The sequence below is a fragment of the Rhodococcus sp. NPDC003348 genome, assembly GCF_053589375.1.
Map to the genome: position 1 here is coordinate 156,645 of NZ_JBSFRT010000008.1, position 13,291 is coordinate 169,935.

The window sequence follows — 13,291 nt, forward strand, 5'->3', positions numbered from 1 at the left end:
CACAAACACTCACAGGCAGCGGAGCTGCCTACAGGTCGCGCTCGCGGTCGCGGCCGACGCCGAGCCGTTCCGGGGCGTGCATGCGGGTGAAGGTGCGCCCGACATCGGCGGGCACGCTGCCGCGGGTCGCGCGGCTGACCGCCACCATCGTCACGAACGCCAGCGGCACCGTCACCGCGGCCGGGTACCCGACCAGCACCTGCAGCCAGCCACTCCACGGACCCGCGCCGACACCGCCGAACGCGGTCACCAGCGCCGCCGATCCGGACGCCACTCCACCGACGATCAGCCCGGCCGCGGCGCCCGTGGCGGTCAGGCCGCGCCACCAGATGCCGAGCACCAGCAGCGGGCACAGGGTCGACGCGGCGACCGCGAAGACCATCCCGACGGTCCGCGACAGGTCGATCGAGGACACCCCGATCGCCATCGCGAGCGGCACCACACCCGCGACGACGGCAGCCACCCGGAAGTCGCGGATCCGGCCGCGCAGCACGTCGGTGCTGAGCACGCCCGCGACGCTGACCAGCAGACCGGACGACGTGGCCAGGAACGCGGCGATCGCGCCGGCCGCGACGAGCGCCGCCAGCAGCTGTCCCCCGACCCCGGACACCACCGACGCGGGCAGCAGCAGCACCGCCGCATCGGAGGTCCCGGTGATGAGCAGCTGCGGCACCCACAGCCGGGCGAACACCCCGAGCAGGGTCGGGAACAGGTAGAAGCCGCCGACCAGGCCGATCACGACCAGCGCGGTCCGCCGCCCCGCCCGGCCGTCGGGATTGGTGTAGAAGCGCACCAGCACGTGCGGCAATCCCATGGTGCCCAGGAAGATTCCGACGATCAGCGAGTACACCTGGAAGAGCGGGTGGGCGCCGCCGAGGCCCCAGCCCGGCTCGAGCCACTGCTGTCCGGTGGGCGGCGCCCCCGCGACGACGGGCACCGCGGCGCCCTCGTCGAGCACCAGTGCGGTGCCCGCCCCGAGCGTGTGCTCCCCGACCGCCAGCGCGACCGGACCGTCCACCTGCTGCCCGTCGAGGGTGCCGGACATCGTGGCGGGCAACGGTTCCGACACCTGCACGACCACGTCGGTGGTGATGTCGACGGTGGTGCGCTCGGCGACCGTCGGCGGCGCGGGTGTGCCGAGGGCACCGCCGGCACCGGCGAGATGGCCCGCGAGGACGAGCGCGGGCACCGCGACGGCGGTCAGTTTGAGCCAGTACTGGAACGCCTGCACGAAGGTGATCGACCGCATGCCGCCGCCGACGACGTTCGCGATGACGATCAACGCCACCACCACCGCGCCCACCCAGGTGGGCCATCCGAGCAGGATCCCGAGCGCCAGGCCCGCGCCCTGGAACTGCGGAACCATGTAGAGGATGCAGATCACCGCGACCACGACCATCGCCAGCAGGCGCAATCGCTTACTGCCGAGCCGGAATTCGGCGAAGTCCGGCACGGTGTACGCGCCCGAGCGGCGCAGCGGGGCCGCCACGAACAACAGCAGCCCGAGGTAACCGGCGGTGAATCCGACCGGGTACCACAGCGCGTCCGCGCCGTACTTGGCGATCAGTCCCGCGACCCCGAGAAACGAGGCGGCGGACAGGTACTCACCGGAGATCGCGGCGGCGTTCCACCGCGGCCCGACGCTGCGGGAGGCGACGAGGAAATCGGAGGTGGTGCGCGCCAGGCGAACGCCGTAGAAGCCGATCGCGACGGTCGCCACGGCCGCGATCGCGAGCGCGACGACGGTCACCAGTGGAATCGGCTGCCCCGACACGCGTCACCTCCGCCGCTTAGTCGTCGGCCAGGTCGACGAATTCCTGTTCGGTGCGCTCGGCGAGGCGGATGTAGAGCCGTCCCGCCCCGTACAGCACCGGATAGGCCGCCACCCCGAGCACCAGCCAGGGCAGCCGCACCCCCGCGACGGTGACGTCCCCGAGAGACGGGAAGGCCGCGAGCAGCAGGGGGATCGCAGCGGCCACCAGCACCACCGCGGCCGCGAACCGCAACGCCAGGCCGAGCTGCGCGCGCACCAGCGCCCGGATCATGGCCTCGCCCACCTCGGTCTGTTCCTGGACCTCGACGCGAGTGCGGACCGTCCGGGCTCCCTGCCGGTGCGCGAGCACCACTCGCTCACGCGCCCGGGGTCGACCGTCCGGGGGTCCGCTCATCGGCTCGTCCAGCTCTGCCGCGGCACCCGGACCAGACGGTCCTTGAGTTCGCGGGTGTGCCTGCGACTGACGGGCAGCTCCACCACCGGGGCGTCCTCACCGACCCGCAGGCACACCACCGTTCCGGTTCCCACGCTGCGGATGCCGGTGACCAGCGGCAGCGCGACGAGGTACGAGCGGTGCACGCGCAGGAACCCGGCGGGCTGCCAACGGGATTCGAGCGACGAGATCGGAATCCGGACCAGGTGCGAGCCGGTGGCGGTGTGCAGGCGCGCGTAGTCTCCGTCCGCTTCCACCCACGCCACGTCGGATCGGTGCACGAGTGTGGTGACGCCGCCGAGCTCGACGGGGATCACCTCGTCCGCCTGGGTCGCGTCCGGTTCCGAGGGCGCCGGCTCGGAGGTTCGGCGGGTGGCACGGATCCGGCGCACCGACTCGGTCAGTCGCTCCTCCCGCAGCGGCTTGAGCAGGTAGTCGACGGCACCGAGGTCGAAGGCGTCGACCGCGCGGTCGTCGTGGGCGGTCACGAACACCACCGCGGGCGGGGTCGCGAACGCCGCGAGCACCCCGGCGAGTTCGAGACCGTCCAGTCCGGGCATGTTGATGTCGAGGAACACCGCGTCGATCGGCGCTGCCGCACCGAGCCGGTCCTTGATCACCCGCAGGGCGGTGGTCGCGTCACCGGCGGTGAGGATCTCGCCGACGTCGTCCTGGGCGCGCAGCAGATACGCCAGTTCGTCGAGCGCGGGGCGCTCGTCGTCCACGGCCAGCACGGTCAGCGGGGTTTCGGAAACCCCTTCGGGAGTCTGTGTCACAACAGGTCAATGGTGCCACGCCGGACCGGGTCGAACGGCTCACACCCACCCAGGTGGAGCCGGGAACCCTCAGACCCGGATCCCGGGTCGGAACTTCGGCACCCGCATGCTCACCCGTGTGCCTGCGCCGGGCGCGGTCTCCACCACCAGGCCGTAGTCGTTGCCGAATGCGGCCCGCAGCCGGTCGTCGACGTTCGCGAGTCCGACGTGCGCGGATTCCTTCGCGGCCGGACCTCCGGTGCCGGAGGCGACGGCGTCGAGCGAGCCGGACCGCAGCAGCTCCGGGTCCATGCCGACCCCGTCGTCCTCGACGCTGATCACGCAGTCGGTGCCCTCGTCGGCGGCGACGATGGTGACGGTGCCGTGGGTCTGCCCGGCGAGGCCGTGGCGTACGGCGTTCTCGACCAGCGGCTGCAGTGCGAGGAACGGGAGCACCACGCCGAGCACCTCCGGTGCCACCTGCAGGCGCACCTCGAGCGCGCTCCCGAACCTGGCCCGTTCCAGGGTCAGGTAGCGGTCGATGTTGCGCAGTTCGTCCGAGAGCAGGGTGTACTCGCCGGCGGAGCGGAACGAGTAGCGCGTGAAGTCGGCGAACTCGAGGATCAGTTCGCGGGCCCGATCCGGGTCGGTCCGCACGAACGACGCGACGGTGTTGAGGGCGTTGTAGATGAAGTGCGGGCTGATCTGGGCGCGCAGGGCGCGGACCTCGGCGCGGTCGAGGCGGGCGCGGGACGCGTCGAGCTCGGCGAGTTCGATCTGGCTGCACGCGTACCGCGCGACCTCGCTGATGGCCCCGAGCATCCCGGGCCCGGGTTCGACTCCGGTGAGCACCCCCATCACGCCGACCACCCCGACGTCGTCGACCACCAGCGGCTGCACGATCAACGCGCGGATCCCCGGGCCCGGGTGCGCGATGAGTTCCCGCCGACCCGTCTCGGCGGCGGCGCGGGCGGCAACCGCGAACGTGTCGGTGAGATGGTCGTTGGGTCCGTTCCACGCGAGGACGGTGCCGTCGCCGTCGGCGAGGGCCAACGAATCGGCGGCGGTGAGCCGGCGCAGGTGCGGCGCCGCCTCGGCGGCGGAGGTGGCGTCCAGGCCGCGCCGCAGTGGCCGCGCCGCGAGTGACGCCGTGTGCAGGGTCGCGTGCACGGCCCGCTCCTCCGGGGTGGTCAGAGTACGGCGGGTGCGCAGGCGCAGCATCGCCGCAGCGAGGGCGACGACCGCCACCGCGACCAGCAACGCAACGAGGGCGGTCCCGGACATCAGCGCTCGCCCGCAGGCGTGTCGAGCCGGGCGAGCAGCGTCTTCGGGGCCACGGTTCGGTACGCGTCCTCGACGATGTCCTCGATGTCCCGCCAATCCTCTTGCCCGGGAATGCCGTTCGCGCCGACGTCGAGATACACCCCGATCCAGCCACGGCCGCCGACATAGGGCGGTACGAAGAAGCGCCCCGGGTCGCGGGCCACCCAATCCTGTTGCGCGCCGGACGGTGCGGCCGCCCAGAACGCGACCCGGTCGTCGTGGTGCCGGTCGGCGTAGGTGGCGAACTGCGGCGCCCGCCGCACGAACCACGCGGGCTCGCCGTGACTGATCCGTTCGGTGGCCTCGGGTAGGCACAGACACAGCTCGCGAAGCCGGTCGAGCGGGCTGGGGACGGTCATGCGCTCACGCTACGGCAGCGCCTCCCGGAGCCCGCAGATTCGTTGTACACGCGAACAAAACCCAAGGTTACGAAATGTCCGTTTAGCGCCCGCCAACCGTCCCACCCGGTTACCGTCTGGCCAACTGGTAACCGATCTGAAAGGTAATCGTTATGAACCGAACCATGAAACGCCTGCCTGTCCTGGTCGCCGCGGCGGGCTCCACACTCCTCCTGACCGGTGGTCTCGCCGGCGCGGCCGAACCCGACCTCGGCCAGACCGAGGGCCCTGTCCGCTTCGTCGCCGTCGACAAGGGCGACTGCAACGTCGAGTTCGCCATCGACAACAACACCAACATCACCAGCTACACGATCGACTTCCGCATCGACGACGAGGATCTGACCGGCCCCGACTACGGGCAGACGCCGGCCGGGCCCACCGGCCGCACCTCCGGCCTGCACGCCGAGGCCGCGTCCCCGTCGTACCCCGAGTACCCGAACACCCCCGAGACCCCAATGGTCAAGGACCGGGAGACGGTCTCGGTCAGCTACCTCCGGAACCTGAAGACGGACCTGAAGGAGACCGATCCGCCGCTGCCCAACGCGGACGCGGACACCCACAAGCTCGACTACCGCATGGTCCTGGGCCCGCCCGGGAACCTCGGAGACGGCGGCCCGGAGTGGATCGGCGACCGGCAGTGGCACAGCGTCACCGTCACCGGATGCAACCCCACGACCGAACCGCCCGCCGGCGGGTCGCTGGACTTCGAGTCTCTCGACCTCGGCTCACTGGGCTCGATCTTCGGTTCCTGATCCCCTGACGTCCGGCACCTCTCGGGCCCGCTCCGGAATCGGAGCGGGCCCGACCGCTGTCGCGCACATCTCAGCGCGATGTCGCCTCCCGGGAATTGATTGCGATGTCGACACGTTAGTTGAGTCAGAATCACTCAACTTTCAGGAGGCTCGTCAATGCCTGCATTCTTCGGCCCCCAGGGCCCCGGCCGCATCGACATCAGCCGACTCATGAGCCGGTCCACCCAGGAGCTCGTGAACGCGGCCGCCCGCTTCGCCGCGGGCCGCGGTGACGCCGAACTCGACGCCCTGCACGTCATCCACGTGATGGCCGGGCAGGACCCGATCCGGACCCTGATGCAGCGCTCCGGCGCCGAGCCGTCGGCCGTGGCCGAGGCCGCCGAGGCACTCCTGCCGCAGGGCCGCGACGGATTCACCGCATCGCCCTCGCTGAGCCCGGCCCTGAAGACCGCGCTGCTCGAGGCGCACCAGCTCGCGCGCGCCCTCGGTTCGACCTACATCGACCCCGAGCACCTGTTCCTCGCGCTCGCCTCCGACCGTGACCACAAGGTCGGCCGGGTGCTCGCCGAGCTGGGCATCACTCTCGAGTCCCTGCAGCGCGCCGTCCAGGCCGGCCCCGAGGCCGCAGCCGAGAACCCCACCGACACCCCGACGCTCGACCAGTACGGCGTCGACCTCACCGCGCGCGCCCGCGCCGGGGAGATCGACCCGGTGATCGGTCGTGCACTGGAGATCGAGCAGACCGTCGAGATCCTGTCCCGGCGCACCAAGAACAACCCGGTGCTGATCGGCGAGGCGGGTGTCGGCAAGACCGCGATCGTGGAGGGTCTGGCGCAGCGGATCGTGGACGGAGACGTCCCCGACCGCCTGCTCGGCAAGCGCATCGTCCAGGTGGAGATGTCGTCGATGGTCTCCGGCACCCGCTACCGCGGCGACTTCGAAGAGCGGCTGACGAAGCTGGTCGACGAGATCACCGCCCACAAGGGCGAACTGATCGTGTTCATCGACGAGATCCACACCATCGCCGGGGCAGGCGCGGGTGCGGACGGCGCGATGGACGCAGGCAACATCCTCAAGCCGAAGCTCGCACGTGGGGATCTACACGTCGTCGGCGCCACCACCCTCGACGAGTACCGCAAGCACATCGAGAAGGACCCCGCCCTCGAGCGCCGGTTCCAGCCGGTGATCGTGGACGAGCCGAGCACGGCGGACGCGATCACGATCCTGTCCGGGTTGAAGGACCGGTACGAGGAGCATCACGGCGTCCGGTACACCGACGACGCGATCGTCGCCGCCGTCGAACTCTCGCACCGGTACATCGGCGACCGTTTCCTGCCGGACAAGGCGATCGACCTGATCGACCAGGCCGGCGCCCGGCTGTCGCTGCGCTCACCGAAGGTCGACACCGACGCCATGAAGTCCCATCTCGCACAGCTGGAGAAGGACAAGGAGCAGGCCGTCGCCGACGAGGCGTACGAGAAGGCATCGCAGCTGCGGGACCGGATCGCGCAGGTGCAGAGCCGGATCGACGGCACGGCGACCGCGGCGTCCGCCGACACCCCCGAGGTGACGGCCGAGTCGATCGCGGAGGTCGTGGCGCGTGCGACGGGCATCCCGGCGAGCCGGATGACGCAGGAGGAGAAGGACCGGCTGCGGTCGCTCGAGGACGAGCTGCATCAGCGGGTCGTCGGCCAGGACGACGCCGTGCACGCGGTCGCGCGGGCGGTGCGCCGCTCCCGGGCCGGCATGGGCGACCCGAATCGTCCGGTGGGCAGCTTCCTGTTCCTCGGCCCGACCGGCGTCGGCAAGACCGAACTCGCGAAGGCACTGGCGGCGTCGCTGTTCGGTGACGAGGACAAGATGATCCGTTTCGACATGAGCGAGTTCGGCGAGCGGCACACCGTCTCCCGTCTGGTCGGCGCCCCTCCCGGGTACGTCGGCTACGACGAGGCGGGCCAGCTCACCGAACAGGTGCGGCGCAACCCGTACTCGGTGATCCTGCTCGACGAGATCGAGAAGGCGCACCCGGACCTGTTCAACACCCTGTTGCAGGTGCTCGACGACGGCCGGCTCACCGACGGTCACGGCCGCACGGTCGACTTCACCAACACCGTGGTGATCATGACCAGCAACCTCGGTTCCGACCTGATCTCGAGCAAGGGCGGCGCACTCGGCTTCATCACCGGCGATCAGGCCGCGGCCGAGAAGCCGCTGCGGGACCGGGTGATGGCCCGGCTGCGTGAATCGATGCGGCCGGAGTTCCTGAACCGGATCGACGAGATCGTGGTGTTCCGCAAGCTCGACGCCGACCAGCTGCACCGGATCACCGACCTCATGCTCGACGACAGCCGGAAGCGGCTGGCGGACAAGGGCATCGGGATCACGTTCAGCGACGCGGCCGTCGACTGGATCGCCGAGCACGGGCACCAGCCCGAGTTCGGGGCCCGGCCGCTGCGCCGGTCGATCCAGCGGGTCGTCGACGACCGGGTCGCGGACCTGCTGATCGACGACGTGATCGCCGAGGGCGCCGAGGTCCGGGTCGAGGTCGCCGACGGCGAGCTGGAGCTGCAGGTGGCGTAGGGAGTCCGATGAGTCGGGGGCACGGGCATTGCCCGTGCCCCCGTTCATGTCGTCGATCGGCGTCAGCCGAGCGCGCAGCTCCCGCCCCGCCCGGGCAGCCGGTGGCGGTTCCGCGCGACGAGCCGGTACAGCACGTCCTGTAGCTGGCGGATGACTGGAATCGCATACACGTGCAAGGGAAGTCGGCTGCCGAGGATCCCGGACAGGGCGGCGTTGACGGCGCCGGCTCCGTGATGCCGCTCACCGCGCCAGTCCAGCGCCCAGGCCTGCTCGAGGGCTTGATCGAGGCTGACCCCGAAGTGGTCGACCGCGCCCGGCGCCTGCAGCGGTGTCGCGGTGACCCGACCGCGGCGGTCCAGCCGGCCGAGCCACCCGACGCACCACACACAGAAGCCGCAATCCCGATCGAACATCAGCTCCACGCGGCGGTCCGCGGTGGGTGTGCGGTCGGACATTGCGGCTCCTGTGCGGAATGGCTACTTGCCGTCGACAGCGTCCTTGACCTTGTCAGCGGCGTCCTCGGCGGCGTCCTTGACATCCGCGGCAGCGTCCTGCACCGCGTCCTTGGCGTCCGCGGCGGCGTCCTTGACCTCGTCGACCGGGTCGCTGTCCGGGATGATCTTCTTGGCGGCGTCCTGCACCTTGTCGACGTGCTCGGCGAACTTGCCGCCCGTCTTCTCGTCGATGAAGTCGCCGGCCTTCTCGACCGCGTCCTCGATCTTGTCGGCGTTGTCGGCGACGAGCTGCTTACCCTTGTCGACGAGATCCTTGACCTTGTCCTCGAAGCCCATGCCGTCTCCTCTCAGTGCGCAGAGCACACACCCAGCTGCCGGGGGTCACTCCCCCGCGTTCCCCCATTTTCACAGGTGTGCCATTTGTTTGCCATAACATCGATCCTCCCGGCGTGGCGCAGTCAGTCCGCCGACCGGCTTGGGGTCTCCGGCAGTGAGAACAGCCGCCGATGTTCCCCGTGCAGACGTCCCGAGACCCACCAGCCGATTTCGACCAGAACGATGCCCACCGCACCGCACACGAACGCGGTGGTGGTCGCCGCGACGTTCGACGGGTCGAGCTTGAAGAACTCGCGGGCGAAGGGAATCGAGAACAAGATCACATACCCGGCGGCGGATCCGGCGATGAGCACGATCTTCCACCACACGTACGGGCGGGCCACGATCGCCAGCACCCAGAGCGCGATCATGATCAACGTGATCAGCGCCGTCGTGCCCGCCTGCACCTGCTGCGTCTCGGTCTGCTCGGGGCCGGCGTAGACGAGGGCGTAGGACACGAACGTGGCGATGCCGATGACCAGCCCCGACGGGATCGCGAACCGCATCACCCGGGGGACGAAGCCGGTGCGCGCCCGCTCGTTGTTCGGCGCGAGGGACAGGATGAACGCCGGGATGCCGATCGTGAACCAGGCCGCGATGGTCACGTGCCGCGGCAGGAACGGGTAGGGCATCGGATCGAAGGCGAACAGCTGTGCGGCGATCCCGGACAGGCCGACGAGCAGCGCCAGCAACACCGAGTACACCGTCTTGGTCAGGAACAGCTGCGAGACCCGTTCGATGTTGCCGATCACCCGGCGGCCCTCGCCGACGACATGGGGCAACGTGGCGAAGCTGTTGTCCAGCAACACGATCTGCGCGACGGCTCGGGTGGCGGGGCTGCCCGATCCCATCGAGACGCCGATGTCGGCGTCCTTGAGCGCGAGCACGTCGTTGACGCCGTCGCCGGTCATCGCGACGGTGTGCCCGCGCGACTGCAGGGCCCCGACCATCGCCCGCTTCTGGTCCGGGCGCACCCGGCCGAACGTGGTCGAGGAGTCGAGCACGTCGGCGAGCGCCTCACGGTCCTCCGGCAGCTCGCGGGCGTCGACGGCCCGGTCCCCGCCGGGCAGCCCGAGGGACCCGGCGACCGCGCCGACGGAGACCGCGTTGTCGCCGGAGATGACCTTGACCTCGACCTTCTGCTCGGCGAAGTACGCGAGCGTGTCGGCCGCGTCGGGCCGGACCCGCTGCTCGAGCACCACCAGCGCCCGCGGCGTGACCCGGCCGGGCGCCGCCGCGTCGTCCACCGGCAGGTCGCTCTCGCCGAGCAGCAGCACACGCAGCCCGGTGGCCCCGATCGACTCCGCGGTGCGGGCCGCCTCCGACTCGGGGTCGAGCAGCACATCGGGCGCGCCCAGTACCCAGTTCCCGTTGTCGCCGTAAGAGTTTCCGCTCCACTTCTTCGCCGACGAGAACGGCGCGACCGCGGTCTGGGTCCAGCCCGGGTCGTGGTCGAACGCCTCGGCGATCGCCTGCACGCTCGCGTTCGGCCGCGGGTCGTCGGCCGCCTGCGCGGCCAGCGCGTTCTCCAACCGGGCCTGCGCGCCGCCCGGTTCGTCGGCGGTGAGCAGCCGCAGTTCGGACAGCCGCATGCCGTTCTCGGTGAGGGTGCCGGTCTTGTCCGCGCACACCACGTCCACCCGGGCCAGGCCCTCGATGGCAGGCAGTTCCTGCACCAGGCACTGCCTGCGGCCGAGCCGGATGACACCGACCGCGAACGCCAGCGACGTCATCAGCACCAGGCCCTCGGGCACCATCGGGACCAACGCGGCGACCATGCCGCTCAGGGCCTCTCCCAGGTTCTGCTCGCTGACGAACAGCTGGTTGTAGATGATCAGCGCACCCGCCGGGATCATCATGTACGTGATGACCTTGAGGATCTTGTCGACGCCGCTGCGCAGCTCCGAGTGGACCAGGGTGAACTTGCTGGCCTCCTCCGCGAGCTTGGCGGCGTAGGCATCCCGGCCCACCTTGGTCGCCCGGTAGGCGCCGCTGCCGGACGCCACGAAGCTGCCCGAGAGCACCTGATCGCCGGGCCGCTTGTGCACCGGGTCGGCCTCGCCGGTCAGCAACGACTCGTCGATTTCGAGCAGCTCCCCCTCGACGACCGTGCCGTCGACCACCACCTGGTCGCCGGCGCCGAGTTCGATGATGTCGTCAAGGACGACGTCGCTCGGCGCGACCGCCGAGGCGGTGCCGTCGCGGCGGACGACCGGCCGCGACTGGCTGACGATCGCCAGTTTGTCGAGGGTGCGCTTCGCGCGGGTCTCCTGGATGATGCCGATCGCGCTGTTCGCGATGATCAGCAATCCGAACATGCCGTCGATGATCGATCCGGTCGCCAGCACGATCACCAGCAGGACACCGAGGATGGCGTTGATCCGGGTGAACACGTTGGCCCGGACGATCTCCCGGACCGAGCGGCTGGCCCGACCGGGCACATCGTTGGTCCTGCCGTCCGCGCGGCGCTGCGCCACCTCGGCGGCGGTCAGTCCGGTCCGAACGTCCACCTCGGTGGGCGGGAGGGTCCCGACAGCGCGGGTCTCGTCGTTGGCCATGCCAGTCAGGTTATGCCAGCCTGAGCCACCAGTGACGTTGGGTGCTCGGGCGGAGCACGTCGATTCGCTGGCCGGGCATCGGCACCCGCACGGTGGTGCCGAGCGGCTCGGCCGCGGCGAGCAGCCGGGTGATCGGCTCCGCCCACGGGTGGAACGCCAGGTTGAACGTCGCCCAGTGCACCGGCACCAGTACTCCGGCCGCTGCGTCCCCGAGGCCGAGGTCGGCGTGCATGCGCACCGCCTCCTCCGGGTTCATGTGCACGTCCGGCCAGTGCTCGTCGTACGCCCCGACCGGCAGAAGCGTCAGATCGAACGGGCCGTGCCGGTCCCCGATCTCCGCGAACCGCGGCGTGTAACCGGTGTCGCCGCCGAAGAACACGCTGTGACTCGGCCCCCGCACCGCCCACGACGACCACAGGGTGGTGTTGCGCCGCAGGCCGCGCCCGGAGAAGTGCCGCGCCTCGGTGCAGGTGAGGACCAGCTCGCCGACGGTCGTCTGCTCGTCCCAGTCGAGTTCGACGATCCGCTCCTCGGGCACCCGCCAGTGCCGCAGGTGCGCCCCGATTCCCTTGGGCACCACGAAGGGTGCGTCCTGGGTGCGCAGCAGCGCGGTGACCGTGGCCTTGTCGAGATGGTCGTAGTGGTCGTGTGAGATGAGCACAGCGTCCACCCGCGGCAGCGCCGCGACGTCCACCGGCGTCGGGTGCAACCGGACCGGACCGAACACCGTGGACGGCGAAACCCGTTGGCTCCACACCGGATCGGTCAGCACCCGGTACCCGTCTATCTCGACCAGAGCGCTCGCGTGGCCGTACCAGGTGACGGCGAGTTCCGCGGCCTCGGCGGGGGCCAGGGGCGTCGCGAGCGGGATCGGGCGACGAGGGCGGCCGAGCCCGCGTCGCGTCAGCACCGACGACAGCAGGCTCGACTCGTCGCCTCGGACGATCTGGGTGCCGGGGTCGGTGTTGTGAAATCGGTTGTCCCGGTAGCGCGACGAGCCGGTCGCCCGCGGTGTGATCGCCGCGACCGAGGCGCCGATCTGTCCGGGGACCCCCCACGCCGCGCGCCCGAGCGCCGCGGCACCGACTGCCGCGAGCGTCGCGACGACCGCTCCCCGCGCCCGCACCTCAGCGCCCCCGGAAGGTGGGAGTGCGCTTCTCCTGCCGGGCCCGCGACGCCTCGAGCATGTCCTCGCTCGACCACGCGGCGTGCAGCGCCTCGAGCTGCTCCGGTGTCGGTTCGTCCTGGGTGCCATCGTCATTGAGCACGAGCTTGAGGTGCCGCAGCGACAGCGGCGCCAGCGCGGAGATCCGCTTGGCCCAGTCCTGCGCGACCGTCAGGTCGCCGATCTTGTTCGCCAGACCGAAGTTGTAGGCGTCGTCGGCACCGATCTGTTCCGCGCCGAGCAGGACGGTCCGGGCCGGTCCACCACCGACGAGGGACACCAGGCGCCGGACGGTCCACGAATCCACGGAGATGCCGAGCTTCACGGCCGGCACCGCGAAGAACGCATCCGGCGCGACCACCCGCAGATCGGACGCGAGCGCCAACTGGGTGCCCGCGCCGACGGCGGGACCGTTGATCGCGGCGATCACCGGGATCGGCGCCGAGTCGACGGTGTGCAGCATCTCCAGGAGCGTGTCGGTGAAACCGTCCGCGTACACGTCGCCGGACAGGTCGGCGCCCGCGCAGAACGCGCTGCCCTGGCCGGTCAGCACGATCACCCGCGCGCCGTCGCCGACCGCCTCGTCGACGGCGTCCCGCAGCAGCACGCACAGTTCGGTGTTGAGCGCGTTCCGTCGTTCCTCGCGCTGCAACTCCAGGGTCACCACGTCGCCGTCCCGGCTGGTCCCGATCATGATGGTGACCGTACCGTTTTGACCTGGGA

12 protein-coding genes are annotated in these 13,291 nt (G+C 70.6%); 2 read left to right on the top strand and 10 right to left on the bottom strand.

Translation table 11 applies throughout. The features are described from left to right. Positions 1-28 precede the first annotated feature (28 nt). The 5 genes from ACWDU4_RS08125 to ACWDU4_RS08145 form a co-directional block, all read right to left on the bottom strand. Entirely contained in the window at positions 29-1,774 is a 1,746-nt protein-coding gene (locus ACWDU4_RS08125; RefSeq protein ID WP_450113360.1) for a sodium/solute symporter, read from the bottom strand. A 16-nt stretch (positions 1,775-1,790) separates the two neighbouring features. Further along, a complete protein-coding gene (locus ACWDU4_RS08130) occupies positions 1,791-2,168 on the bottom strand; it encodes a hypothetical protein (protein ID WP_450113361.1) in 378 nt (125 codons plus the stop codon). Beyond that, a complete protein-coding gene (locus ACWDU4_RS08135) occupies positions 2,165-2,983 on the bottom strand; it encodes a LytR/AlgR family response regulator transcription factor (protein WP_450113362.1) in 819 nt (272 codons plus the stop codon). The genes ACWDU4_RS08130 and ACWDU4_RS08135 overlap by 4 nt, the downstream gene beginning before the upstream one ends. A gap of 69 nt (positions 2,984-3,052) precedes the next feature. Further along, on the bottom strand, positions 3,053-4,246 hold the full coding sequence (locus ACWDU4_RS08140; RefSeq protein WP_450113363.1) for a sensor histidine kinase: 1,194 nt from the start codon (positions 4,244-4,246) through the stop codon (positions 3,053-3,055). Continuing rightward, the gene (locus ACWDU4_RS08145; protein WP_450113364.1) at positions 4,246-4,644 is read right to left on the bottom strand and encodes an MmcQ/YjbR family DNA-binding protein; all 399 of its coding nucleotides are present in this window, start codon (positions 4,642-4,644) and stop codon (positions 4,246-4,248) included. Before ACWDU4_RS08145 ends, ACWDU4_RS08140 begins: the two co-directional genes overlap by 1 nt. A gap of 164 nt (positions 4,645-4,808) precedes the next feature. Between ACWDU4_RS08145 and ACWDU4_RS08150 the strand changes: the two genes are divergently transcribed. Further along, entirely contained in the window at positions 4,809-5,435 is a 627-nt protein-coding gene (locus tag ACWDU4_RS08150; protein WP_450113365.1) for a hypothetical protein, read from the top strand. Positions 5,436-5,591: 156 nt separating this feature from the next. Next, positions 5,592-8,015, top strand: a complete 2,424-nt coding sequence (locus ACWDU4_RS08155; protein WP_450113366.1) for an ATP-dependent Clp protease ATP-binding subunit — start codon at positions 5,592-5,594, stop codon at positions 8,013-8,015. 62 nt (positions 8,016-8,077) lie between these two features. Here the strand turns inward: ACWDU4_RS08155 and ACWDU4_RS08160 are convergent, their stop codons facing one another. From ACWDU4_RS08160 to ACWDU4_RS08180, 5 genes are all read right to left on the bottom strand, one after another. Next, positions 8,078-8,470, bottom strand: a complete 393-nt coding sequence (locus tag ACWDU4_RS08160) for a thiol-disulfide oxidoreductase DCC family protein (protein ID WP_450113367.1) — start codon at positions 8,468-8,470, stop codon at positions 8,078-8,080. Positions 8,471-8,491: 21 nt separating this feature from the next. Then, positions 8,492-8,806, bottom strand: a complete 315-nt coding sequence (locus tag ACWDU4_RS08165; RefSeq protein ID WP_450113368.1) for an antitoxin — start codon at positions 8,804-8,806, stop codon at positions 8,492-8,494. 122 nt (positions 8,807-8,928) lie between these two features. Then, positions 8,929-11,403, bottom strand: coding sequence for a cation-translocating P-type ATPase (locus tag ACWDU4_RS08170; RefSeq protein ID WP_450113369.1), 2,475 nt, complete (start codon positions 11,401-11,403; stop codon positions 8,929-8,931). Between the two features lie 10 nt (positions 11,404-11,413). After that, positions 11,414-12,529: an MBL fold metallo-hydrolase gene (locus ACWDU4_RS08175; RefSeq protein ID WP_450113370.1), complete on the bottom strand. Its 1,116-nt coding sequence runs from the start codon at positions 12,527-12,529 to the stop codon at positions 11,414-11,416. Between the two features lies 1 nt (position 12,530). Beyond that, entirely contained in the window at positions 12,531-13,262 is a 732-nt protein-coding gene (locus ACWDU4_RS08180) for an enoyl-CoA hydratase (protein WP_450113371.1), read from the bottom strand. Positions 13,263-13,291 lie beyond the last annotated feature (29 nt).

Coding starts and splice junctions, on each gene's coding strand:
- ACWDU4_RS08160 (WP_450113367.1), bottom strand. CDS start 8,470: ATGTCCGACCGCACACCCACCGCGGACCGCCGCGTGGAGCTGATGTTC.
- ACWDU4_RS08145 (WP_450113364.1), bottom strand. CDS start 4,644: ATGACCGTCCCCAGCCCGCTCGACCGGCTTCGCGAGCTGTGTCTGTGC.
- ACWDU4_RS08180 (WP_450113371.1), bottom strand. CDS start 13,262: ATGATCGGGACCAGCCGGGACGGCGACGTGGTGACCCTGGAGTTGCAG.
- ACWDU4_RS08165 (WP_450113368.1), bottom strand. CDS start 8,806: ATGGGCTTCGAGGACAAGGTCAAGGATCTCGTCGACAAGGGTAAGCAG.
- ACWDU4_RS08150 (WP_450113365.1), top strand. CDS start 4,809: ATGAAACGCCTGCCTGTCCTGGTCGCCGCGGCGGGCTCCACACTCCTC.
- ACWDU4_RS08170 (WP_450113369.1), bottom strand. CDS start 11,403: ATGGCCAACGACGAGACCCGCGCTGTCGGGACCCTCCCGCCCACCGAG.
- ACWDU4_RS08140 (WP_450113363.1), bottom strand. CDS start 4,246: ATGTCCGGGACCGCCCTCGTTGCGTTGCTGGTCGCGGTGGCGGTCGTC.
- ACWDU4_RS08130 (WP_450113361.1), bottom strand. CDS start 2,168: ATGAGCGGACCCCCGGACGGTCGACCCCGGGCGCGTGAGCGAGTGGTG.
- ACWDU4_RS08155 (WP_450113366.1), top strand. CDS start 5,592: ATGCCTGCATTCTTCGGCCCCCAGGGCCCCGGCCGCATCGACATCAGC.